The 24724-nt window shown below is 68.6% G+C and carries 19 protein-coding genes; 11 read left to right on the top strand and 8 right to left on the bottom strand.

The annotated features are described in order from the left end of the window. Positions 1 to 249: hypothetical protein (locus ABTZ91_RS31455; protein ID WP_352080628.1), on the top strand; the 249-nt coding region annotated here is incomplete at its 5' end. A 152-nt stretch (positions 250 to 401) separates the two neighbouring features. Here the strand turns inward: ABTZ91_RS31455 and ABTZ91_RS31450 are convergent. Continuing rightward, positions 402 to 2087 (bottom strand): ribonuclease J, encoded by a 1686-nt coding sequence (locus ABTZ91_RS31450; RefSeq protein WP_352080627.1) that lies wholly within the window; start codon positions 2085 to 2087, stop codon positions 402 to 404. 138 nt (positions 2088 to 2225) lie between these two features. Further along, positions 2226 to 3125 (bottom strand): 4-hydroxy-tetrahydrodipicolinate synthase, encoded by a 900-nt coding sequence (gene dapA, locus ABTZ91_RS31445; protein WP_345485201.1) that lies wholly within the window; start codon positions 3123 to 3125, stop codon positions 2226 to 2228. 310 nt (positions 3126 to 3435) lie between these two features. Here dapA and ABTZ91_RS31440 point away from each other — a divergent pair, with 310 nt between their 5' ends. Both ABTZ91_RS31440 and ABTZ91_RS31435 read left to right on the top strand, forming a co-directional pair. After that, positions 3436 to 3675 (top strand): hypothetical protein, encoded by a 240-nt coding sequence (locus ABTZ91_RS31440; protein WP_352080626.1) that lies wholly within the window; start codon positions 3436 to 3438, stop codon positions 3673 to 3675. Between the two features lie 49 nt (positions 3676 to 3724). Further along, a complete protein-coding gene (locus tag ABTZ91_RS31435) occupies positions 3725 to 4312 on the top strand; it encodes a PH domain-containing protein (protein WP_352080625.1) in 588 nt (195 codons plus the stop codon). On the opposite strand, the gene ABTZ91_RS31430 is transcribed toward ABTZ91_RS31435, so the two are convergent. The 6 genes from ABTZ91_RS31430 to eccD all read right to left on the bottom strand — a co-directional run bounded on the left by ABTZ91_RS31430 (position 4309) and on the right by eccD (position 11382). After that, positions 4309 to 4761, bottom strand: coding sequence for a hypothetical protein (locus ABTZ91_RS31430; RefSeq protein ID WP_352080624.1), 453 nt, complete (start codon positions 4759 to 4761; stop codon positions 4309 to 4311). The two genes, ABTZ91_RS31435 and ABTZ91_RS31430, sit on opposite strands and share 4 nt — an antisense overlap. Before the next feature lie 5 nt (positions 4762 to 4766). Further along, positions 4767 to 5519 (bottom strand): 4-hydroxy-tetrahydrodipicolinate reductase, encoded by a 753-nt coding sequence (gene dapB / locus ABTZ91_RS31425; protein ID WP_352080623.1) that lies wholly within the window; start codon positions 5517 to 5519, stop codon positions 4767 to 4769. 25 nt (positions 5520 to 5544) lie between these two features. Continuing rightward, positions 5545 to 6924: a pitrilysin family protein gene (locus tag ABTZ91_RS31420; protein ID WP_352080622.1), complete on the bottom strand. Its 1380-nt coding sequence runs from the start codon at positions 6922 to 6924 to the stop codon at positions 5545 to 5547. Beyond that, entirely contained in the window at positions 6921 to 9131 is a 2211-nt protein-coding gene (locus ABTZ91_RS31415) for a polyribonucleotide nucleotidyltransferase (RefSeq protein WP_352080621.1), read from the bottom strand. The genes ABTZ91_RS31420 and ABTZ91_RS31415 overlap by 4 nt, the downstream gene beginning before the upstream one ends. A gap of 270 nt (positions 9132 to 9401) precedes the next feature. Next, the gene (rpsO, locus tag ABTZ91_RS31410) at positions 9402 to 9692 is read right to left on the bottom strand and encodes a 30S ribosomal protein S15 (RefSeq protein ID WP_128976159.1); all 291 of its coding nucleotides are present in this window, start codon (positions 9690 to 9692) and stop codon (positions 9402 to 9404) included. Positions 9693 to 9906: 214 nt separating this feature from the next. Further along, positions 9907 to 11382 carry a type VII secretion integral membrane protein EccD gene (gene eccD / locus ABTZ91_RS31405; RefSeq protein WP_352080620.1) on the bottom strand — a complete coding sequence of 492 codons (1476 nt, stop codon included), beginning with the start codon at positions 11380 to 11382 and terminating at the stop codon, positions 9907 to 9909. A gap of 181 nt (positions 11383 to 11563) precedes the next feature. Between eccD and eccCa the strand changes: the two genes are divergently transcribed. The 8 genes from eccCa to ABTZ91_RS31365 all read left to right on the top strand — a co-directional run bounded on the left by eccCa (position 11564) and on the right by ABTZ91_RS31365 (position 24679). Next, positions 11564 to 15514 carry a type VII secretion protein EccCa gene (gene eccCa, locus ABTZ91_RS31400; protein ID WP_352080619.1) on the top strand — a complete coding sequence of 1317 codons (3951 nt, stop codon included), beginning with the start codon at positions 11564 to 11566 and terminating at the stop codon, positions 15512 to 15514. Between the two features lie 260 nt (positions 15515 to 15774). Further along, a complete protein-coding gene (locus ABTZ91_RS31395; RefSeq protein WP_352080618.1) occupies positions 15775 to 16341 on the top strand; it encodes a hypothetical protein in 567 nt (188 codons plus the stop codon). A gap of 75 nt (positions 16342 to 16416) precedes the next feature. After that, positions 16417 to 16857 (top strand): hypothetical protein, encoded by a 441-nt coding sequence (locus ABTZ91_RS31390; RefSeq protein ID WP_352080617.1) that lies wholly within the window; start codon positions 16417 to 16419, stop codon positions 16855 to 16857. Between the two features lie 43 nt (positions 16858 to 16900). Next, the gene (locus ABTZ91_RS31385; RefSeq protein WP_352080616.1) at positions 16901 to 19318 is read left to right on the top strand and encodes a hypothetical protein; all 2418 of its coding nucleotides are present in this window, start codon (positions 16901 to 16903) and stop codon (positions 19316 to 19318) included. Between the two features lie 101 nt (positions 19319 to 19419). Beyond that, positions 19420 to 20079: a hypothetical protein gene (locus tag ABTZ91_RS31380; RefSeq protein WP_352080615.1), complete on the top strand. Its 660-nt coding sequence runs from the start codon at positions 19420 to 19422 to the stop codon at positions 20077 to 20079. Between the two features lie 481 nt (positions 20080 to 20560). Next, the gene (locus ABTZ91_RS31375; protein WP_352080614.1) at positions 20561 to 21658 is read left to right on the top strand and encodes a hypothetical protein; all 1098 of its coding nucleotides are present in this window, start codon (positions 20561 to 20563) and stop codon (positions 21656 to 21658) included. Positions 21659 to 21778: 120 nt separating this feature from the next. Beyond that, positions 21779 to 22765 carry a hypothetical protein gene (locus tag ABTZ91_RS31370; protein WP_352080613.1) on the top strand — a complete coding sequence of 329 codons (987 nt, stop codon included), beginning with the start codon at positions 21779 to 21781 and terminating at the stop codon, positions 22763 to 22765. Positions 22766 to 23689: 924 nt separating this feature from the next. Next, positions 23690 to 24679, top strand: coding sequence for a hypothetical protein (locus ABTZ91_RS31365; protein ID WP_352080612.1), 990 nt, complete (start codon positions 23690 to 23692; stop codon positions 24677 to 24679). The last annotated feature ends 45 nt before the right edge of the window (positions 24680 to 24724 follow it).

Below are 24724 nucleotides of genomic sequence, written 5' to 3'. Positions count from 1 at the left end.
AGGAACCTCGACCATCCGAAGATGGACGGGGTATCAACTAATCTGGCGTTGATTTTTGGCACGCTGTTGAGTTCTCAAGGTGCGGACGCTTCCTTTGTACTCCCCCTCGCGGGCTTTCCTCCGGGCGCTTCCTTCGTTTCCGACTCTATCAGATCTTTCCGATCCGATTTCCTCGGTGCTTTCCGGGTCCTATTCGACTTTCGTCGTTTCGGGCCTTTCCGGCGGCTCCGACTTTATCAGAAGTTCTGAGTCGGATTTCCCGCCTCCCGGTTCACTCTCCTGGCGCACGGCGGCGCCCGGGGCTTCCCGTTCTGGCGGAGCCGTAAACGTACTGGAGCGGGGCGCCCCGATGCAAATCGAGGCGCCCCGCTCCGTCGTCGTGCCCTCGGGAGGGCCGGTCGTCAGACCTCGACGACCACCGGGAGGATCATCGGGCGGCGGCGGTAGGTGTCGGAGACCCACTTGCCGACCGTGCGGCGGATCAGCTGCTGGAGCTGGTGCGCCTCGACCACGCCGTCCTGGGCGGACTTGTTCAGGGCCTGGTCGATCTTGGGGAGCACCGCGTCGAAGGCGGAGTCCTCGATGCCGGAGCCGCGGGCGTGGACGTGGGGGCCGCCGACGATCTTGCCGGTCGTCGAGTCGACGACGACGTAGACCGAGATGATGCCCTCCTCGCCGAGGATGCGGCGGTCCTTCAGGGAGGTCTCGGTGACGTCGCCGACCGAGAGGCCGTCGACGTACACGTAGCCGGCCTGGACCTTGCCGGTGATGCGGGCGCGGCCGTCGACCAGGTCGACGACGACGCCGTCCTCGGCGATGACGATGTGGTCCTTGGGGATGCCCGTCATCGCGCCGAGCTCGGCGTTGGCGCGCAGGTGGCGCCATTCGCCGTGGACCGGCATGAGGTTCCTCGGCTTGCAGATGTTGTAGAAGTACAGCAGCTCGCCGGCCGAGGCGTGGCCCGAGACGTGGACCTTGGCGTTGCCCTTGTGGACGACGTTGGCGCCCCAGCGGGTCAGGCCGTTGATCACGCGGTAGACCGCGTTCTCGTTGCCGGGGATGAGCGAGGACGCGAGGATCACGGTGTCGCCGGGGACGATCCGGATCTGGTGGTCGCGGTTGGCCATCCGGGACAGGGCGGCCATCGGCTCGCCCTGCGAGCCCGTACAGACCAGCACGACCTCGTCGTCCGGGAGGTCGTCGAGGGTCTTCACGTCGACGACCAGGCCGGCGGGGACCCTGAGGTAGCCGAGGTCGCGGGCGATGCCCATGTTGCGGACCATGGAGCGGCCGACGAAGGCGACCCGGCGGCCGTACTCGTGGGCGGCGTCCAGGATCTGCTGGATGCGGTGCACGTGGCTGGCGAAGCTGGCCACGATGATGCGCTTCTGGGCGTTGGCGAAGACGTTCCGCAGGACGTTGGAGATGTCGCGCTCGTGCGGGGTGAAGCCCGGGACCTCGGCGTTCGTCGAGTCCGTGAGGAGGAGGTCGATGCCCTCCTCGCTCAGGCGCGCGAAGGCGTGCAGGTCGGTGAGGCGGTTGTCCAGCGGGAGCTGGTCCATCTTGAAGTCGCCGGTGTGGACGACCATGCCCGCGGGGGTGCGGATCGCGACGGCCAGGGCGTCGGGGATGGAGTGGTTGACGGCGATGAACTCGCAGTCGAAGGGGCCGAACCGCTCGCGCTGCCCCTCGGCCACCTCGAGGGTGTAGGGGCGGATGCGATGCTCCTGGAGCTTGGCCTCGATGAGCGCGAGGGTCAGCTTGGAGCCGATGAGCGGGATGTCCTGCTTCATGCGGAGCAGGTACGGCACACCACCGATGTGGTCCTCGTGGCCGTGGGTCAGGACGATGCCCTCGATGTCGTCGAGGCGGTCCTGGAGGGTGGTGAAGTCGGGCAGGATCAGATCGATGCCGGGCTGCTCCTCCTCGGGGAAGAGGACGCCGCAGTCGACGATCAGCAGACGGCCGTCGTATTCGAAGACCGTCATGTTCCGGCCGATCTCACCGAGCCCGCCGAGGGGGGTGACGCGGAGGCCGCCCTTGGGCAGCTTCGGCGGGGCGCCGAGTTCGGGATGCGGATGGCTCAAAAGTCTCTCCTCACCACGCGCGCCACGTACCGGCTCGGCACGTGGCGCGCATGACAATCGTGCACTTGCTGTTGTTTTCAGTTACGTCTGTTCGGTTGATCTGTTCAGTTACGCGTCTTCAGTTGTGAAGTTTCGTTGTCAGAGCTGTACCCCGCCGGCGGCCAGATCGACCTTGAGCTGGGCGGTCTCCTGCTCGGAGAGCTCCACGAGCGGCAGGCGCAGCGGGCCGGCGGGCAGGCCCTGGAGGGCGAGGGCGGCCTTGGTGGTGATGACGCCCTGGGTGCGGAACATGCCGGTGAAGACGGGGAGCAGCCGCTGGTGGACCTCGGTGGCCTTCTGGACGTCGCCCGCGAGGTGGGCCTCCAGGAGCGCGCGGAGCTCGGGGGTGACGACGTGGCCGACGACGGAGACGAAGCCGCAGGCGCCCACGGAGAGCAGCGGCAGGTTGAGCATGTCGTCGCCGGAGTACCAGGCGAGGCCGGAGCGGGCGATGGCCCAGCTGGCGCGGCCGAGGTCGCCCTTGGCGTCCTTGTTGGCGACGATCCGGGGGTGCTCGGCGAGCCGGACGATCGTCTCGGTGTCGATCGGGACGCCGCTGCGGCCGGGGATGTCGTAGAGCATCACCGGGAGCTCGGTGGCGTCGGCGATGGCCGAGAAGTGCCGGTACAGGCCCTCCTGCGGGGGCTTGTTGTAGTACGGCGTGACGGCGAGCAGGCCGTGTGCGCCGTCGCGCTCGGCGGCGCGGGCGAGCTCCAGGGTGTGGTGGGTGTCGTTGGTTCCGATGCCGGCGACGACGTGGGCGCGGTCGCCGACCGCCTCCAGGACGGCCCGTACCAGCTGCGATTTCTCCGCGTCGGTGGTGGTGGGGGACTCGCCGGTGGTGCCGTTGACGACGAGGCCGTCGTTGCCGGCGTCCACGAGGTGGGTGGCGAGTCGCTGGGCACCGTCGAGGTCGAGTGCGCCGTCCGCCGTGAAGGGCGTGACCATGGCGGTGAGGACCCTCCCGAAGGGGGTCTGCGGAGTGGAGATCGGAGCCATGGGTAACACGCTACTCGCTGCTCAACGCCGGGTCCCCCCTCGGGGGACGGGATATGCGGAGCCCGGCACTGCCTGCTCGGGGGTTCAAGCAGTGCCGGGTCCGTTTGATCAGCCTAGATGAACTTCACGAAACGTCGCAATACGGACACTTCGCCAGTGAAGTTCGTACGTATGTCCGCTGCGGGGCCACCGCGCTCGGAGATTCGGCCGCTTTGATGAAAAAACGGCACCAAACCTGCGGCTCGATCGTCTCTACCAGTGACCACACCCCCTACACCCACGCATAGTGATGCAAAGGAGAGTGACCCTGATGTCGCCCCGGCGAGAGGCCGTCCCGTTCGCGTTCGTCGCGGAGTCCGACCGCTTCCGCAGTAACGTCACTCCGCCGCCCCGCGAGCGTCCCACCGCATCCCAGATCCTCGGCCGTACCCTCCTCGGACTGACCGTCGTCGCGGGGCTCGTCGGCTCCCTCGTCTTCGGCATGCCGTCCCTGCAGCCCGGCGACGCGAGCGGGCACCAGCAGCAGTCCGAGGCTTCCCAGGGCCGCTGAGGTAGCCTCCCGGCACAGCCCCGAACGTGCTTGTGAGTGAGGACCCGTCGTGCCCCTGCCCTTTCTGACGGCCGACCGTGCATTCGACACGACCGACGACATCGCCCTGCCGTTCGACGACCACGACCAGTGGCGTCGGCCGTACCGGCCCGGTCCGTGGCGGGTGGGCATCGCCGCGATCGCGCTGCTGCTGGCCTCGTTCGTCCTGCTCGCGGCCGTGATCATCGCCGTCGCGGGGGCGTTCGGCGGGTCCCTGTTCACCTTCGGCCTGGCCACGGTGGTCATCTGCGCCGCCCTGCGCCTGCTGCGCATGGGAGTGTGGGTGAGCCGGGCCGGGCTGCGGCACGTCGCCTTCTTCTCGACGAGGACCGTCCCCTGGGACCAGGTCTCCGCCGTGCGCACCACGCAGCAGCCGGTGCGCTGGCTGGGGCTCCCCCGTACCGTGCAGGGCCAGGCCCTCGTCCTCGTACGGCCGAACGGTGAGCAGGCTCCCCTGCTCACCGATCACAACGCCGACTTCCTCTCGCGCGTCGAGGCCTTCGACCGCGCCGCGGACTCCATCGAGGCCTGGAACGCCGAATACGCCCCCGAGTACGCCGCCGAATACGCCGAGCCCGCGGGCGCCCAGGTCCGCTAGGCGTCGGCCGTACGGCCCTCGTGGAGGGCGATCGCCCGCTGCATCGCCTTGCGGGCGCGCGGGGTGTCACGGGCGTCGTGGTACGCCACCGCGAGCCGGAACCAGCAGCGCCAGTCGTCCGGCGCGTCCTCCGTCTCGGCCTTGCGCCGGGCGAACACCTCGTCGGCCGAGTCCCGGTCGATCCGGCCGCCCGCCGTCCGCTTCAGCTCGTCGACGGGCAGCCCGCCCTCGGCCTCCAGCTCCGCGGCCAGGCGGTTCGCCCGGCGCGCGAAGCGGGTGTTCTTCCACAGGAACCAGCCGCCGACCAACGGCAGCAGGAACGCCACCGCCCCCATGCCCATCGCCGCCGGCTCGCCGGTCAGCAGGAGCAGGACGCCCTCCATCCCCACCACCGCGAAGACGAGGACGAGGACGGTGCTGAGGAAGACGTACGTGATCTTTCCGCCCATGACCGTCAGCCCAGGTCCAGGAAGTGCTCCAGGCCGAAGGTGAGGCCCGGGGCGGTCGTCACGCGGCGGGCGCCCAGCAGGATGCCCGGCATGAAGCTGGAGTGGTGCAGCGAGTCGTGGCGGACGGTGAGCGTCTCGCCCTCGCCGCCGAGCAGCACCTCCTGGTGGGCGAGCAGGCCCCGCAGGCGTACCGCGTGGACGGGCACGCCGTCCACGTCCGCGCCGCGCGCCCCGTCGAGGGCGGTGGTCGTGGCGTCGGGCTGCGGGGCGCAGCCTGCCTTCGACCGGGCCTCGGCGATCAGCTGGGCGGTGCGGGTGGCGGTGCCGGAGGGGGCGTCCACCTTGTTCGGGTGGTGCAGCTCGACGACCTCGACGGACTCGAAGTACGGGGCCGCGATCTGCGCGAACTTCATGGTGAGGACCGCGCCGATGGAGAAGTTCGGGGCGATCAGGACACCGGTTGCGGGAGACTGGTCGAGCCAGCCCCGAAGCTGCGCGAGGCGCTCGTCGGTCCAGCCGGTGGTCCCGACGACCGCGTGGATGCCGTGGCGCACGCAGAAGTCGAGGTTGCCCATGACCGAGGCGGGGGTGGTCAGCTCGACGGCGACCTGGGCGTCCGCCTCGACCAGCGACTCCAGCTTGTCGCCGCGGCCGAGGGCCGCGACCAGTTCCATGTCCTCGGCGGCCTCGACCGCCTTGACCGCCTCGGAGCCGATACGGCCCTGGGCTCCGAGGACCGCCACGCGCAGCTTGCTCATTGCTCTTCCTTAAGGGACGGGTGGGTCAGGAGACCGCTTGGTGGAGGCGGTCCGCCTGCTTGTCCTTCAGCGGGCCGATCACCGACAGCGAGGGCCGCTGCTCCAGTACATCGCGGGCCACCTCGCGCACGTCGTCGGGGGTGACCGCGGCGATCCTGGCCAGCATGTCGTCGACCGACATCTGGTCGCCCCAGCACAGCTCGCTCTTGCCGATGCGGTTCATCAGCGCGCCGGTGTCCTCAAGTCCGAGGACGGTCGATCCGGAGAGCTGCCCGATGGCGCGGGTGATCTCCTCGTCGGTCAGTCCGTCGCTCGCGACCTTGTCGAGCTCGTCCCGGCAGATCTTCAGCACGTCGTGGACCTGGCCGGGCCGGCAGCCCGCGTACACGCCGAACAGGCCGCAGTCGGCGAATCCGGAGGTGTACGAGTAGACGCTGTAGGCGAGGCCCCGCTTCTCCCGGACCTCCTGGAAGAGGCGGGAGGACATGCCGCCGCCGAGGGCGGTGTTCAACACGCCCAGCGCCCAGCGGCGCTCGTCGGTACGGGCGAGGCCCGGCATGCCGAGGACCACGTGGGCCTGCTCGGTCTTGCGGCCGAGCACCTCGACCCTGCCCGCCGTACGGATGGTGCGCCGTCCGCCGCGCGGGGCGACCGGGACGGCGTCGGTACGGGTGAGGGCGCCGGCCTTCTCGAAGGCGCGGCGGACCTGGCGTACCACCGTGGCGTGGTCGACGTTGCCGGCGGCTGCGACGACCAGGTGGGTCGGGTCGTAGTGCTTCTTGTAGAAGCGGGCGATCCGGGCGCGGTCGAGGGCGGTGACCGTCTCGACCGTGCCGAGCACCGGGCGGCCCAGCGGGGTGTCGCCGAACATGGTCTTCGCGAAGAGGTCGTGGACCACGTCGCCCGGGTCGTCCTCGGTCATCGCGATCTCTTCGAGGATCGCGCCGCGCTCGACGTCGACGTCCTCTTCGAGGATGAGCGAGTCGGTGAGCATGTCGCAGACGACGTCGATCGCCAGCGGCAGGTCGGTGTCGAGGACCCGGGCGTAGTAGCAGGTGTACTCCTTCGCCGTGAAGGCGTTCATCTCGCCGCCGACCGCGTCGATGGCGGCGGAGATGTCGAGGGCGGACCGCTTGCGGGTGCCCTTGAAGAGGAGGTGCTCCAGGTAGTGGGTGGCGCCGTTGAGCGCCGGGGTCTCGTCGCGGGAGCCGACGTGCGCCCAGATGCCGAAGGTGGCGGAGCGCACGGAGGGCAGGGTCTCGGTGACGATGCGGAGGCCGCCGGGGAGGGTGGTGCGCCGGACCGTGCCGATGCCGTCCTTGCCCGGGAGAAGCGTTTGGGTACGGGCGACGGCCCGCCCCTCGGAGGAGGGGCGGGCCGTCGTCGCGGAACTGCGGGACGTCACTGGTCGGTGTCGTCCTTCGCCTCGTCCTCGCCCTCGATCACGGGGATGAGGGAGAGCTTGCCGCGCTGGTCGATCTCGGCGATCTCGACCTGGACCTTGGAGCCGACCGCGAGCACGTCCTCGACGTTCTCCACGCGCTTGCCACCGGCGAGCTTGCGGATCTGCGAGATGTGCAGCAGGCCGTCCTTGCCCGGGAGCAGGGAGACGAACGCACCGAAGGTGGTGGTCTTGACGACCGTGCCCAGGTAGCGCTCGCCGACCTCCGGCATGGTCGGGTTGGCGATGCCGTTGATCGTGGCGCGGGCGGCCTCGGCCTGCGAGCCGACCTGGGCACCGATGTAGATGGTGCCGTCGTCCTCGATCGTGATCTCGGCGCCGGTGTCCTCCTGGATCTGGTTGATCATCTTGCCCTTGGGGCCGATGACCTCGCCGATCTTGTCCACGGGGATCTTGACGGTGATGATCCGCGGGGCGTTGGGGGACATCTCGTCCGGGGTGTCGATCGCTTCCATCATCACGTCGAGGATGTGGAGGCGGGCGTCACGGGCCTGCTTGAGGGCCGCGGCCAGGACGGAGGCCGGGATTCCGTCCAGCTTGGTGTCGAGCTGGAGGGCGGTGACGAACTCCTTCGTACCGGCGACCTTGAAGTCCATGTCGCCGAAGGCGTCCTCCGCACCGAGGATGTCGGTGAGGGCGACGTAGTGCGTCTGGCCGTCGATCTCCTCGGAGATCAGACCCATGGCGATGCCGGCGACGGGGGCCTTCAGCGGCACACCGGCGTTCAGCAGCGACATGGTGGAGGCGCAGACCGAGCCCATGGACGTCGAGCCGTTGGAGCCGAGGGCCTCGGACACCTGACGGATCGCGTAGGGGAACTCCTCGCGGGTCGGGAGGACCGGCACGATGGCGCGCTCGGCGAGCGCGCCGTGGCCGATCTCGCGGCGCTTGGGCGAGCCAACGCGGCCGGTCTCGCCGACGGAGTACGGCGGGAAGTTGTAGTTGTGCATGTAGCGCTTGCGGGTCACCGGGGAGAGGGTGTCCAGCTGCTGCTCCATGCGGAGCATGTTGAGGGTGGTGACGCCCAGGATCTGGGTCTCGCCACGCTCGAACAGCGCCGAGCCGTGCACGCGCGGGATGGCCTCGACCTCGGCGGCGAGCGTACGGATGTCCGTGATGCCGCGGCCGTCGATGCGGACCTTGTCCTTGATGATCCGCTCGCGGACCAGCTTCTTGGTCAGCGCGCGGTAGGCGCCCGCGATCTCCTTCTCGCGGCCCTCGAAGGCCGGGAGGAGCTTCTCGGCGGCGAGCTCCTTGATGCGGTCGAGCTCGGCCTCGCGCTCCTGCTTGCCGGCGATGGTGAGCGCCTGGGCCAGCTCGCTCTTGACCGCGGCGGTGAGCGCCTCCAGGACGTCGTCCTGGTAGTCGAGGAAGACCGGGAACTCGCCGGTGGGCTTGGCGGCCTTGGCGGCGAGGTCCGACTGCGCCTTGCACAGGACCTTGATGAACGGCTTCGCGGCCTCGAGACCGGCGGCCACGACCTCCTCGGTCGGCGCCTCGGCGCCGCCCTTGACGAGCTCGATGGTCTTCTCGGTGGCCTCGGCCTCGACCATCATGATCGCGACGTCGCCGTCCTCCAGGACGCGACCGGCGACGACCATGTCGAAGACGGCGTCCTCGAGCTCGGTGTGCGTCGGGAACGCGACCCACTGGCCCTTGATCAGGGCGACACGGGTGCCGCCGATCGGGCCGGAGAAGGGCAGGCCGGCCAGCTGCGTGGAGCAGGAGGCGGCGTTGATGGCGATCACGTCGTAGAGGTGATCGGGGTTGAGCGCCATGATCGTCTCGACGATCTGGATCTCGTTGCGCAGGCCCTTCTTGAAGGAGGGGCGCAGCGGGCGGTCGATCAGGCGGCAGGTGAGGATCGCGTCCTCGGAGGGGCGGCCCTCCCGGCGGAAGAAGGAGCCGGGGATCTTGCCGGCCGCGTACATCCGCTCCTCGACGTCGACCGTCAGGGGGAAGAAGTCGAGCTGGTCCTTGGGCTTCTTCGACGCGGTGGTCGCCGAGAGGACCATGGTGTCGTCGTCGAGGTAGGCGACGGCGGAGCCGGCGGCCTGCTTGGCGAGGCGGCCGGTCTCGAAGCGGATGGTGCGGGTGCCGAAGGTGCCGTTGTCGATGACGGCCTCGGCGTAGTGGGTCTCGTTCTCCACTAGCGGTTTCTCCTACGTTTGCGTCTTTGCGTCCCGGGCCCGTATGGCCCGGGACGGTGCGGGAGAAGCGCTGTCGTGGCGGGGCCGGTCTTCGATCGAAGCACCCGGGGACGATGCCCGGGGGCCACTACCGAGGACCGGCGGCGTGCCGGCTGCTTCTCGCGCGTGGGTGTGGCGTTGTGTGACCAGACTAAGTGCCGGTGGGTACATCGCGCACGTACAGCAAAGGGAGCGGCCCCCTGAAAGTGGGAACCGCTCCCTTCAAGCGTCTTACTTGGCGCCGCCGGCCGCACCGCGGCGGATGCCGAGGCGGTCGACCAGCGTACGGAAGCGCTGGATGTCCTTCTTGGCCAGGTACTGCAGCAGGCGGCGGCGCTGGCCCACCAGGATCAGCAGACCACGACGGGAGTGGTGGTCGTGCTTGTGGGTCTTGAGGTGCTCGGTCAGGTCCGAGATGCGGCGGGACAGCATCGCGACCTGGACCTCGGGGGAGCCGGTGTCGCCCTCCTTGGTGCCGAACTCGGCCATGATCTGCTTCTTGACGGCGGCGTCGAGAGCCACGCGGATCTCCTCTTGGTTCGTGCGCCCACGAGTGCCCCTGGTCTTGGTCTCAGGGGAAACTTCCGTGACTCGGGAGCGAAGGTCCGATGAGCGCTGCTCCCCGATCTTCACGGGAGGCCCGTGGCTTTCCGGGAACGCGTACACAAACGGCCGTCACCCAGCGTACCAGCTCGCGGCCACGCCCCTGACGGGCCCCGGCCGGGCGGCCGGCCGCTCAGCCGGTCAGCGAGCGGGCCCGCATGAAGACGTCCAGGACCGCGAGACACAGCGGCACCAGGGAGAGCAGCACGAAGCCCTCGGTGAGGTCGAGCAGCCGGCCCCAGAAGGGCGAGAGGCCCTTGCGCGGGATGATCAGGCCGATCGCGGTGACCAGGGCGGCGCCGGCGGCGACGGCCGCCGACAGCCAGATCGTACGGATGTCCAGGCCGCCGCGGTCGCCGTACATGAGCAGGTCCTTGACCAGGTCGACCGGCGGGTTCAGGGAGAGGCCGAGGACCAGCAGGGCGATGGCGGCGAGGCCGGCCACCAGGACGCAGGTGACCTGGGCGGTGTAGCGGAACAGCCGGGCGCGCAGCAGCATCGCGAGGCCGGCGGCCAGGGCGAGGAGCTGGCCCCACACGTTCCCGGCGAAGCCGAGGACGGCGCAGGAGCCGACGACGACGGCCGCGCAGCCGCCGACCAGGCCGAGCAGCATCTCGTGGCCGCGGCGGGCCTGCAGGGCGATGCGCTCGCCGTCGACCGGCTGGGCCTGCTCGGGGGCCGGCTGGTGCGGGTCGGCGAGGAACTCCTCGTCGGTGGCGCTGCGCGGGGCGGCGTAGCCGATGGGGAGCCGGGCGAAGCGGGCGGACAGGCCGGGCAGGAAGGCGACCAGGCCGATGGCGACGGGCACGCACACGGACGCGGTCTGGGTGGCCGATGCCTCGGTGAGGATCGCGACGAAGGTGGCGAGGGTGCCGACGGCGGCCAGGAAGGTCGCGGCGACGAAGGGGGCGTCACCGCTCGGGGTGAGCGCGACGAGCGCGACGGCGGCCACCAGGACGGTGACGCAGCCGAGCAGGAACTGCAGCCGGCCGGGGCCCTGGCCCGCGTCGGCGGCGATGATCCCGGAGCCGGCGATCAGCAGCAGCGGCAGCGCGCCGAGGCCGAGGGCGACGGCGGTGGCCCGGTCGCCGTAGACCCGGGCGCGGACGCCGGCGAAGGCGGTGAGGAGAACGCCGGCCGCTCCGGCGATGATGCCGGGCAGGCTGTGCATGTCGTGGCGGACCGGGTCGGCGAACCAGAGCACGAAGCCCATGAGGACCAGGAGCAGGACGCCGCCGACGAGTCCGGCGCCGCGCAGCAGCTCGTCGCTCCACAGGTGACGGTCGCGGGTGACGGCGGAGGCGACGGCGTCGGAGACGTCGTCGTAGACGGCGGGCGGCAGCGACTGCGCGAAGGGGCGCAGCGAGAGCACCTCGCCGTCGAGGACCTGCTGGGCGGCGAGGGTGCGGGCGCCGTCGAGGACCGAGCCGTCGCGGCGGACCAGGTGGTAGCCGGTGGGGGCGCCGGCCGGCTGGGTCTGGCCGGTGAGCCGGAGGATCTCCGGGTAGACGTCGGCGACGGCGATGTCCTCGGGGAGTGCGACGTCGATGCGGCTGTCCGGCGCCACGACGGTGACGCGGCAGAAACCGGTCGCTGCGGTCGTACTCACGTGTCTGGACCCCCTGATTCGCGGTTGCGCACGATGCCGGGCCACCCTACCGGGCACCGGTGTCAGTGGCTGCAAGTAGGATCCTGGTCGTCTCGGGGGTCCGCATTGCACACAGCCGACGGGGGCGCCGGTGCGGAAGTTCCCTCCACGAGCCCGCCCGTAACGAGGGATTGATGCGCCGGTGAGCCAGATCGTCGTCAAACGCCCGCCGAGGTCCCTTCCTCCGGAAGTACCCAGCGAGGAACTGGTCCTGGAGTCTCCGCCGGAACTGCCGCGGGGACAGCAGGAGTCGGCGTTGATGCAGCTCCTGCCGATGCTCGGCATGGGCTCGTCCGTGGTGTTCTTCTTCATGACGCCGTCGCCGATCATGCGGATCATGGGCACGCTGATGCTGGCGTCGACCATCGGCATGGCGATCGCCCAGTTCGTCAGGTTCCGCCGGGGGTCGCAGGGGCAAATGGCCGATGTCCGGCGGGACTACCTCAAATACCTCGCCCAGACCCGGCGTACGGTGCGGCGCACCGCGCGCCGGCAGCGGGACGCGCAGCTGTATCTGCACCCGGCGCCCGAGCAGTTGTGGTCGGTGGTCGCCGAGGGGTCGCGGGTCTGGGAGCGCCGGGTCGGCGACGCCGACTTCGCGCAGGCCCGGATCGGGCTCGGCGCCCAGCAGTTGGCGACGCCGCTGGTGGCGCCGGAGACGGCGCCGGTCGACGAGCTGGAGCCGCTGTGCGCGGGGGCGATGCAGCAGTTCCTCGCGGTGCACGGCACCCTGGACGGGCTGCCGATGGCGGTGTCGCTGCGGGCCTTCTACCACGTGACGGTCTCCGGTGACCCGGAGGCGGCGCAGTCCGCGGCGCGCGCTCTGGTCGCGCAGCTGGTGACCCTGCACTCCCCCGAGGACCTGATGCTGGCCGTGGTGGCGGCGCGGGGCGCGCAGGAGCGCTGGGACTGGACCAAGTGGCTGCCCCACGCGCAGGTGCCGGGGACGGTCGACGGGGCGGGCACGAAGCGGCTGTTCGGGGACGACCTGGGCGAGCTGGAGCAGCTGATCCGCTCGAAGCTGGACGGCCGGCCGCGCTTCAGCCGGGAGAACCAGCCGGTCCTCGACCAGCCGCACGTGGTGGTGATCCTGGACGGCGGGATGGTGCCGCCGGACTCGCTGTTCGCGGCGGCCGAGGGCCTGCAGGGCGTGACCATCGTCGAGGTGGTCTCCGGCGAGCTCGACGAGCCGCGCGGCGGTCTGTCCGTGATCGTACGGCCCGGGCGGCTGCGCCTGGAGTCGGGTGGCGGTTTCGCGTACGAGGGCGTGCCGGACGTCATGTCGCTGCCGGCCGCGGAGGCGCTGGCCCGGCAGCTGGCGCCGCTGCGGATGGGCGGCGGGGACGACGACGAGCCGCTGCTGGCCAACCTGGACTTCACCGATCTGCTGAACCTGGGCGACGCGGCGTCGGTGGACGTGGCGCGGACCTGGCGGCCGAGGTCGGTCGCGGAGCGGCTGCGGGTGCCGATCGGTGTCGGCGAGGACGGCCAGCCGGTCATGCTGGACCTGAAGGAGGCCGCGCAGGAGGGCATGGGCCCGCACGGTCTGTGCGTGGGCGCGACCGGTTCCGGAAAGTCGGAGCTGCTGCGCACGCTGGTGCTCGGTCTCGCGGTGACGCACTCCTCGGAGACGCTGAACTTCGTCCTCGCGGACTTCAAGGGCGGCGCGACCTTCGCGGGCATGTCGCAGATGCCGCACGTGGCGGCCGTCATCACCAACCTCGCGGACGACCTGACGCTGGTCGACCGCATGGGCGACGCGATCCGCGGCGAGCTGCAGCGGCGCCAGGAGCTGCTGCGTTCGGCGGGCAACTACGCCAACATCCACGACTACGAGAAGGCGCGGGCGGCGGGTGCCCCGCTGGAGCCGCTGGCCTCGCTCGTGCTCGTCATCGACGAGTTCAGCGAGCTGCTCACCGCCAAGCCCGACTTCATCGACATGTTCATCCAGATCGGCCGCATCGGCCGCTCGCTCGGCGTCCACCTGCTGCTCGCCTCGCAGCGCCTGGAGGAGGGCAAGCTGCGCGGCCTGGACACGTACCTGTCGTACCGGATCGGTCTGCGGACGTTCTCCGCGGCCGAGTCGCGCACGGCGATCGGCGTGCCGGACGCCTACCACCTGCCGTCGGTGCCGGGTTCGGGTTATCTGAAGTTCGGTACGGACGAGATGACCCGCTTCAAGGCGGCGTACGTCTCGGGCACGTACCGCACGGGCGGTCCGCGCCTGGAGGCCGGGCAGCTGCCGATCGAGCGGCGGCCCGCGCTGTTCACGGCCTCGCCGGTGCCGGTGGTGTACGCGGCGCCCGACCCGGCGTATCTGACGGCGCAGCGGGCGGAGGAGGACGACGCGCTCGCGGACACCGTCCTCGACGTGATCGTGCGCCGCCTCGAGGGGCAGGGCGTGCCCGCCCACCAGGTGTGGCTGCCGCCGCTGGACCAGGCGCCCTCGCTCGACCAGCTCCTGCCGGGTCTCGCGCAGACCGCGGACCGGGGGCTCACGGCGACGGAGTACACCCGTCCGGGTGGCCTGACGGTCCCGCTCGGCCTGATCGACAAGCCGTTCGAGCAGCGGCGTGAGGTGCTGTACCGGGACTTCTCCGGCGCGGCGGGCCACATGATGGTGGTCGGCGGTCCGCAGTCCGGCAAGTCGACCCTGATGCGGACGCTGATCTCGTCGTTCGCGCTCACCCACACCCCGGCCGAGGTGCAGTTCTACTGCCTGGACTTCGGTGGCGGCGGCATGTCCTCGCTGGCCGACCTGCCGCACGTCGGCGGGGTGGCGTCCCGGCTCGACCCGGAGCGGGTGCGCCGTACGGTCGCCGAGGTGCTCGGCGTGCTCAACCGGCGCGAGGAGTTCTTCCGTTCGCAGAACATCGACTCCATCGCCACCTACCGGCGCAAGCGCGCGGCGGGCGAGCTGCCGAACGAGGCCTGGGGCGACGTGTTCCTGGTCATCGACGGCTGGGGCGGCTTCCGCAACGAGTACGAGGGCCTGGAGCCCCTGGTCGCCGACCTCGCGGCGCGCGGCCTCGGCTACGGCATCCACGTCGTGATCACCGCGGCCCGCTACATGGAGGTGCGGGCGGCGCTCAAGGACCAGATGCTCGGGCGTCTGGAGCTGCGGCTCGGTGACGTCATGGACTCCGAGTTCGACCGCAAGGTCGCGGCGAACGTGCCGACGGGCGTGCCCGGGCGCGGCCAGGTGCCGGAGAAGCTGCACTTCATGGGGGCGCTGCCGAGGATCGACGGGTCGAGCTCGGCGAGCGATCTCGCGGCGGGCACGGCGGCCTTCGTCGAGGCGGTGCGCTCCGCCTGGCACGGGCCGGCCACGCCGCCGGTGCGCCTGCTGCCGCACAAGCTGTCGGCCGACCGGCTGCCGAAGGGCTTCGAGTTCCCGCAGCACGGCATCGCGATCGGCATCGACGAGACGCGGCTTGAGCCGGTCTTCGTCAACTTCGACACCGACCCGTTCTTCCTCATCTTCGGCGAGAGCGAGTCCGGCAAGACGAACCTGCTGCGTCTGATCGCCAAGCAGATCGGCGAGCGCTACTCCCCCGACGAGGCGAAGCTCGTCGTGGGCGACTACCGCCGTGCGCTGCTCGGCAGCCTGCCGGAGGAGCACCTGCTGGAGTACGCGCCGATGGCGAGCTCCATGCAGATGCACATGGAGGCGCTCTCGGGCGTCTTCGCGCGCCGCCAGCCGCCGCAGGACGTGACCCCGCAGCAGCTGCGGGACCGCAGCTGGTGGTCGGGCCCGCAGGTCTTCATCATCGTCGACGACTACGACCTGGTGGCGACGAGCGCCGGGAACCCGCTGGCGCCGCTGGCGGAGTACCTGCCGTTCGCCCGGGACACCGGCGTGCGCTTCATCATCGCCCGCAACAGCGCGGGCGCCTCGCGCTCGATGTACGAGGCGTTCATGCAGCGCATCAAGGAGCTGGGCGCGCAGGGCGTGGTCCTCTCGGGCGACCCGTCGGAGGGCGACCTGCTCGGCACCGCCCGGCCGCGGCCGATGCCGCCGGGCCGCGGGTACTTCGTGTCGCGGCGCGGGGCCACGTCGCTGGTGCAGACGGGCCGTATGCCGGAAAGGTAGGGCTCGCGACGTCCGGGCCGGTTCCGCCCTGGTCATGGCGGAACCGGCCCGTACACGTCGTTGGACGTGAGCACTTCAGAAATGCAAACATCGACGTCATCGTGTGGATCACTGACGATCGTGTGGATCACTGACGAGGGGGACAGTTGCCGGAGCGACGCCTGACGACCCGTGGCAGGACCACGCTGACCGTCCGATGTGCCTTTGCGGCCGTCGCGGGAGCACTCTCGCTGACGGCGTGTGCCGGGGACGGCGCTCAGGTGGAGGAGGCCAACGACCGGCTCCGCTCGGCGTCGTTCCACTCCTCCGGCACCACGACGGCGTTCAGCGGTGGTACGCAGGAGGCGTGGTGGGACCCGGATCAGGGCTATCGGCTGAAGGCTTCCTGGATCGGTGGCACCGGCGAGATGTTCTGCAAAGACGGCAAGACGTACACCAGTGCCGCGCTGCTCGCCCACTCGCTGAAGGAGAAGGGGCAGTCGGTCACCGTGCCGGACCGGCTGGCCGGCACATTCGTCACGTCGGAGACGGACGGCGGCTGCGAGAGGTTCTTCGAGATTCCCGAGTCCGCCAAGCACGAGCCGGGGGACGACCGCACCTCGCGGGGCAAGCAGATTCAGGCGTTCGCGGTGGCCGCGGGCGGTGCCCGGGACACGTACTACATCGAGTCCGACACCTCGCGGCTCGTGGAGCTGGTGTCGGCCCGGAACGGGCGGTTCAGCACCACGCAGTACGACTCCTTCGGGGAATTCTTCTCGATCACGTTGCCCTCGGACGCGAACACGATGTCGATGGACGACTTCCGCCGGCACGTGACGGTGGGTTGAGCCATGGCGTGAGTGTTCGGACATGTCGGCTATCACAGGTGTGGTCCGCGGTGGGCCACGGACGGGGAGATCATCATGGGGTTCGACGAGGAGTGGGCGGCGCTGCGCGGGCAGACCGCTCAGCAGCAGGACACGAGCATGCGGCTGAACCAGTTGCCGGCCGAGCCCTCGGGGCCCACGCCGGGCGGCGGGCCGGGCGACTTCGGCTCGAGTCCCGCGGAGAAGAAGGCCGCGGCCAACACGATCGAGAACGAGCTGGAACCGAACACCAAGAAGGCCACGGACTGGGCCGACGAGGCGTCCAACGCCGCGGTCAAGACCTTCGACGGCTGGCAGACGTCCGCGGGGTTGAAGAAGGTCCAGGAAACGTGGGACCAGCAGGTGAAGACCCTCATGGGCCGGCTGTCCTCGGAGAAGGCCGCTCTGCGCGGCGCGTCGGGGTACTTCGCGCAGAACGACCTGGGCATCCGCGGACAGTTCGCGCCGCTTTCGAAGTCCAAGATCGACGGCATATAGGCACGGCGATGACGAGCACACGCATCACACGGGGGACGACGGCATGCTGACGTACGCAGAGATCATGACCACCGACTTCGCGGCGCTGACGACGGCCGCGGAGAAGTGGGAGTCGATGGCGGGTGAGATCAAGAAGGTCGAGGACCGCTACAAGGACACCGTCCAGAAGGTCACGATGGGGCCGAACTGGCTCGGCCTCACCGCGGGTGTCGCCCACACGAACTTCGCGGGCACGCGCTACGAGTACGCCGCGGCCCAGACCCAGGCCAAGGCCGTCGGGTCCCTTCTGCGCGATGCCCACACCCAGTTCGTCGACCTGAAGAAGAAGCTCGACTCCGCGCGCACCGATGCCATCGACGCCGGCATGACGATCTCGGAGGAGGGGCGGGTCTCCTTCGACTACGCCAAGCTCACCGACTCCGAGCGGCGCGCCTACCGGAACGACCCGGACGGCCAGCGGGCGATCAGCGAAGCCGTCGCCACGTGGCAGAAGCACATCGACGACAGGGTCAAGGCCGTCTCGGACGCCGACGAGGGCGTCAAGATCGCCCTGGAAGCCGTCGTCATCGACAGCAACAAGGACATCGGCGGCAAGGGCGACGACCAGCTCAACGGCTTCAACGCCGGCGCCAAGGGCGACATCGAGCTCTACGAGGCCGAGAACGCCAAGGACATCGCCACCCGCATCAACAACGGCGAGAAGGTCTCCGCCGCGGACTACGCGGAACTGAACCGTTCCTTCCGCGACAACGCCGACGACAAGAAGTTCAGCCAGACCTTCATCGGCGGAATGGGCGCCGACGGCACCATCAAGCTGGCCAACGCGCTGAACGACCGGGCCCATTCCGGCGACCAGTCGCAGCGCGGCCTGTACCGCGACGTGAACAAGGGGCTCGCCGACACGCTGGCGGGAGCCACGGCCGTGCCGGAGTTCAAGGGCTCCGACGGCAAGAAGCTCGTGTACGGCTCGAAGGCGTACCAGGACGCGTTCGCCGACTGGTCCAAGACGTCGGACGCGAAGTTCTACCACGACTTCATGGGTGACCTCAGGAAGTCCGGCGTCGAGAAGTACGAACTGGACGTCGCCGGCGACAAGATCTCGGTGGGCACCGGTCACGGCCAGGAGGTCCGGGGCTACCAGGCCCTGGCCACGCTCATGCAGCAGGGCAGCGGGTACTCCCCGCAGTTCCTGGGCGACCTGACGGACGACATGATCGCCGCGGAGAAGAAGGACAAGAACATCTGGGACCTCCACGGGTCCTTCGACGACAAGAAGGACGGCTGGTTCAAGAACGACCCCGTCGACGGCGTCCTCAACGTCATGAGCCGCGACCCGGAGGCCGCCACCGGGTACCTCGACCCGAAGAGCGGCGACGTGAATTCGGCGAGCGAGTACCGCGACCCGAAGGGCGAGGGCAACACGAATGACCGGCTCAAGTACCTGCTGAAGGACCGGGACTGGGACTTCGTCAACACGACGGACTGGCGGGGCAACATCGAGATCACGGGCAAGGACACCTTCGACAAGGACGTCCGTGCCGGTCTCGGTCTCGCGCTGGAGGCGGCGACGACGGGGCATGCAGCTGGAAGCCCCGGTACGGAGCTGGGACGCCATTCCGAGGCCCAGGCCCGCATCATGCACGACGCCATCAACCTGATCGACTACGGCGACGCCGAGGGCAAGGAAGGCGACCCGAAGCGCTTGGGCCGGGCCGACGAAGTCCTCGCGAAAGAGGACTACGCCAACATGCGTGATCCGTTGGCGCGCGCCATGGCCTCGTACACACCGGATGTGGTGGACACCATCGCCGGTGAGGGCCCTGGTAAGCGAGTGGGTCTGAATGAGGCCCTGGCGAATGGTGACGATTCCCAGATCCAGAACAGCCGAAGCAGTCTGTTGCGCTTCATGCGGGGTGTTTCGGAGGTCCCCGACGGTTCTGCCGAGTCGAAGAACTTCAACCTGCTTTACCAGTCGCAGCTGGGCTACATGTCGGAGCAACTCGCGACAGGCGACTTCTCCAAGCCGGACGCCCTGGAGAATCGCGCCCAGAAGATTGGTGAGGTGTACGGAACAATCACCGCCGTCGGCGGTGATCTCGACCTGGACATCCGGGATCAGAAAAACAGCGAGGCAGGGAACCAGCGGTTCTACGGCTACCACGTCATGGGTGGAGCGATCACCGGCATTCCGGTGATCGGTGACATGGCCCAGCGGACCGTTGACATCGTTCTCAACGAACGCCTTTCTGTCATCCAGTCGGAGAACGGGCTCTTGACAAAGGAAACCCTCGCCACCCAGAACGACAAGGCACACGACACCTTGGACAAGTTCTTCGCGGGCTGGAACGCGGAGCGCCATGCCGTCGACCCTGACACACTTGGACGGACCCAGAACGAGGCCAGGCAGAGTTACAACGGTGCACGGCAGATCACGTTCGAAGCATTGCGCAGCAGGAGCTGACAAACCACCCATCCGATCTTCCACACACATCCTCAAAAGGAACCTCAAGGAGTTCGACGCCTGTGTCGAATAGATGGAATCGATTTCGTTGGCTCACATGCGTGGGTGCGATTGCCTTTAGCGCCATCTCGTGCACCACTACAGAGCCGCCAAGCCAAGCGAAGGACAGGCTCTGCGAGATTTCGGAGGGCTCAGCGGAAGAAGCACTTCTGCACAGAACTCTGGCGGCGAGGTCTTACGACACCGAGTGGCTCCATCGCGACCGCGACTTCTCCGAACGGATGCAGGACATGCTCCGCCACTCGAGCACGCCATCGACTCCTCGCGTCGAAAGCTGTGGTTTCGCACCGCGTGACCAGCAATCAAACGCAAGAGATGTAGTCATCCATTTCTCCTGGACCCCGCGGGTCGATCCGAGCAAGCACCCACGCTTGAAGGAGCGAACCTACTACGAGCTGGGCAACTCATTCGGTGAATCGTCAGACGCGTTCACCGAGCTCCGCACCCCGTGCACTATTCCGGGAGATCTCCGCACAAAGTCGGAGGAACGCTTCCTGCACGCAAAGGCCACCTATTCCGCCGATCTCGACGCCGCGCCCGACACCACGATGCGGAATGAGCAGGTCTCCTTCCTCTATCTCATGGCCCGGCGTGCCACGAACGCTCTGGGATGCGAGGGGAATCCGCTGAAGGCGGATCCCGTCGCAAAGCCGATCGCGACGTCTTCCCATACCAGCGCCCCAGAAGGAACCAAGCGGTAAAGCGGCTGTGGGGGCCGGCGCGTCTCCGCGTCCCTCACAGCCTGCGCATTTCGACCGGCACGACCCTGGGCTCGCGACCGGCGACTTCCCCGACCGGAATGCGATCGAGGCACAAGTCCACAAGGTCGGCGAGGCATACGGAGCCCTCATCGCCGTGGGCGGTGACCTCGACCTTGACCGCCGGACACAGAGAACTCCAGCGCCGGAAAATCCCGTTTCTACGGTTACCACGTCACGGGCGGGGCGATCACCGGTATTCCCGTCATCGGTGACATGGCACAACGAGCTGTCGACATCTTACTGAACGAGCGACTAAGTGCCATTACAGCTAAGAATGGCCTCTTGGCAAAGGAAACCGTAAACAATCACAATCAAAAGACCGAAGGCAACCTGGGCTTGTTCCTCGAGGCAGCTATTCTACGACTCGCCAGACTGATTTCGAGGCATCGTGGGGAAGGTACCAATGGATTCGGATACTCCCATGCAGAGTTTCCAGGGAACCCCCTTGCCAACCAAACGCCGCAGGCGCGGCTGGGTCACCGCAACAGGAGGCATCACGGCGTTGCTCACGATGGCCGCACTGTTCGTCCACTGGAACACGAACTTCCTTGGAGAGCAGGAATTCTGTGACGGCATCGTCAGCTCGACCGAAATGAGCTCGGTCCTTGACGGTGCCGGGCGGATCTCGACGGTTTCGTCGCTCGGTAAAGTGACCCCAGCCTTCGCCTGCCGCGTCGAGCGCACCAGTAGATTTCTCGGGAAAGAATCCACAGAAATCCACATAAGCACCGGGGTGCACGAACCTGACTTCCCCTTCCAGACCCGCGTCTGGAAGGACCCGTCGGCCATGTCCTTCTTCTCGAACGGAACCACCGGAGCGGTTTCGGGCGAACGTGGCTGGGTGCTTCTTCCCGAAGTCTGCTGGACGAAGGTGGGTACTACCCAGCTGGCCCAGGTCCTACCACGCTCCGGCGAGGTCACCACTCTCGACGCCGTAATCGAGAACGGAACCGTCGATCGCCAAGCTCTCGCGAAAATGCTCGCCGCAGCCGCTCACCGCATCGCCGAGCGAGCAGGTTGCGGTGTCGGCGGGCCGGTCGAGACGCCCCGGCTCCAGCCCGTGAAGACGGCTCCCACCACCGCCGGGGCCGTGTGCGGTCTTCCCGGCTTCACCCTTCCCCGGAAGGCTTTGATCGACGGCGAGGCCACACTCGGGACAGAGCAGACCAGTGGCAGGGCGTCGGATACCTGGGCTTGCGGAATGCACCTTTCAGGCAGCGCCCAGGCAGTGATCTGGTTCTCCACCACCTCGGACCCCCGCCTCGTCGGTCCGGCGCTCCTCGGCGACAAGAATTTCAGGGACATCGCCGACGGCGCCGGAAAGGTCAACAGGTCCCGGTCCACTGCTGCCCTCACCTGCGGTGCCGAGAAGGTCTTCTTCAGCATGCGCTGGAGTGACGAATACAGCGACGCCACTCGAGACGATGTCATTCAGGTTTCACGGGCAATGTTCCAGGGCTTCATCGACTCGGCCGGCAAGCGACACGGATGCCCGGCCGTGAAGCTCGCGTCCTCCTGACGCGGCCGGATGGCCAAGGACCGTGCGTAGACGCATGCCCCGAAGCAGGGGAACGCCGAAGCGACCACACCGTGACAGCAGTGGACCGACATGACGAACAGCAGACCTGAAGGAGGCCGCATGAAGGACAGCACATCCCGCAGGACAACCCGTGCGAGAACGCTGATCGCGCTCGGCATAGGCCTGGCCGTACTCGGAGGGGGCACCACGTGGCTGCTGCTCGGCAGGGAGAACGCTGTGCCGTGCAACGGCCTGCCCGGGAACGAGCGAGTGCGTACATCCCTGGGCGCTGCCGTGCAGCCCGACATGAGCTGCGCCGCCTTCGGTGAGGCCGTGATGAGGACCACGGTGGGGGAAAGGCCGGGCGTTCACACCGAGGCCCAGGCACGGGCACTCAAGGATGTCCTCGTCGCCCTCGACTCGTGGGAGTCGAAGAGCGTCGACCTCGATCCCGCGCTCCGCGCCCCCCTCGCTACGGCCCTGGCCGACTACGCACCGGACCTCCACGCCATGCTCGGAGGCAACGATGCGGACTACATCACCAAGGCCGGACCCAACACCCCGCCCTGGGAATCCGAGGGGACTCACCACATCGCCGTCTTCCCCAGCACCCTCACCAAGGTTCTGCGGGCGATCGCCGAGGATCCTGACGCGTACGCCGTGCTGCGCATGGCGGAGACCCGGTCTGCGGCCCAACGGCTCGCCGCAGTCCCGGCTCAAGCCTCTGGCCACGCTCTCACTGTCCCTCCAACTGAGAGCGCGCGGGCACTTGGCACTCTCGACGGCGTCGCTGACCTCGTCACGCGGTCGCGGAACGACGAACAGGCACGCGCCTGGCGCGCCACGGTCGTCGACGAGCTCCTTCGGGAGCCCGCCGCCACGGGCGGACTCGACGATGGCGCCGCCGCTGACCTCATCGAGGCCTGGCTGAACGCTCTCAAGGCCACCCCGGAGAGCCGGAGAGCCGAACGGCTGAGCACCCAGGCGGTCGACCTGGCCCGGGCATGGGCCGAGGGACGCAAGGCGGACTCGGCGGCCACGGGGGAGCTGCTGGAGAAGGTCCAGAAGAGCCATTCCACCGCTCGTCAGGAAGTTACTGCTCCCTGACAGGGCTGTGCCCACCGGTGACGGCAGCGATCGCGCAACGAGGGACCTCGTCCGACGCCGCCCCACCGCCGAAGCCACCACAGCGTGCCCGCACCAGACCGACGTGTCGAACAGCAGACCTGAAGGAAGCCGCATGGAGGACAGCAAACCCCACACGGCAGCTCGTGTGAGAACGCTGCTCGCGCTCGGAACATGCCTGGCCGCGCTCGGCGGGATCGGCGGCTGGCTCTTGTTCGGCAGGGATTCCGGCGAACGCTGCAACGGGTTGCTCGAGAACCTCTCACCCCGTCCGAGGGGCACCGCATCGAGCTCGATCCGGCGCTGCGTCCCTCGCCGGCACCGGCTCTGGCGGATGACGGCCACGACATCTACGCCCGGCGGCACTCCCTGGATCCCGCGTACACCACCCGGCGGGGGCCGAGGTCCCGCCCTGGCAGGATGCTCAGGGCGTACACATGGCGGTGGACTACATCCACCTGCTGAACGTCCTCACGGCAGCCGCGGAGGACCCCAAGGCGTAGGCCGCCATCCGGCTGGCCGCCACCCGGACCGTCGCAGGTGACCTCGCGTCCGTCCCGGCCGGCGCTGCCGGCGATGCTGTCGACGCCCCCGCAATGCGAAGCGCACGAGCCCTTGGCGCCGTGAACGGCGTGGCGACCACGGTTGTGGAACGTCTGGGCGACGAGGAGTCCCGGACCTGGCGAACCCGGTTCCCGAGGAACTTCTGGCGTCCTCGGCAGGAGCTCCCATCGGCGACGGCGGCGTCGGCGACCACATCACGTCGACGTGGACGCGCGATCTGCGCGCCACCGCCCCGGAAGCAAGGCACTTGGAAGCGAACGGCATCCTTCATGGAGAGAGACCGGAATGAGCGCAGCCCCTCCCGCACCGCACACATCGCGAGGTAAGTATGTCGGATGGGCCATGGCGGCTCTTCTGGCCGTGTGCGGACTCTACGCGTTTCTGAATACGAACTTGTTCGGTGCTTCGAAGCTCTGCGGGGGGCTCGTGACCTCCTCCGCCGCGGAAGCGGGCTTCGAGCGATCCGGGAAGATAACGGACCGGGAGGGTGCTCTCGCGGATTCCGGTAAGGATGCGTTCGCCTTCCACTGCGAGATAGTCAACTCCACGGTCATCCCGGGGCAGGAAGAACAGTGGATCTCCCTGCTGGGCACGACGGAGGACCCCGACTTCGCCTTCAACGGCGCCCCCTGGCCCCACCCGGCCCGTATGTCCTTCTTCTCCGGTGACGTGACCGGCGCGGTCGGCGAGGGCAGGGGTTGGGTTCTGCTCCCCGAATCCTGCTGGAGCGGCAGGCCTCGCGTCCTCGAGGCTTCTGCGGACAAGAACACCGACCGGCTCGGCCTCGCGCGGCTCATGGTGGAGACCGCACAGGCTTCGGCCGAAGCGAACGGGTGCGGATTCCCGAAAAAGGTCCACGCCCCTGACACGCTGACGCCTGAAGCCAAGTCGAGGCAGACCGACGCGAGCCGCGTCTGCGGAATCGCTGGCTTCACCCTCGCCGACGTCTACACGGAGCCGGGCGTCAGGGCCCACGAGACGGCCCAGCGGACGCCCGGCGACATCTGGTCCTGCAGCCTCACCCTCGACAAGACGTTCGCCGACGCGCCAAAGGGCTCGGATTACGTCACCTACTCCGTCGTGCAGGACCCTCACATCATTGCCGGCCTGAAGAGCTCCCCCAGGCATTCGGAAGAATCTCCGCTCAAGGGCCGGAAGGCAACCGGCATCCACCCCACCAACGTGGTGGTCATGTGCCGCGGCAAGGAGACCTACTTCACCATGGAGCAGGGCCTTCAGCACGCGGAGCCAGGGGACTCCTTCCGGCCCCCGTCCTCCGAGCTGTTCACCAGGTTCATGGACAAGGTCGGCGCCTCCTTTGGGTGCGCATGACTGCGCCTGTGACGAAGAGACTGGCTCGTCACCTGCGGATCACTC

The sequence above is a fragment of the Streptomyces sp. NPDC126499 genome, from assembly GCF_040302485.1.
In the GTDB taxonomy this organism is placed as follows: domain Bacteria; phylum Actinomycetota; class Actinomycetes; order Streptomycetales; family Streptomycetaceae; genus Streptomyces.
The sequence above is the reverse complement of the archived record's forward strand: the minus strand, read 5'-3'. Positions and strand labels throughout refer to the sequence as shown.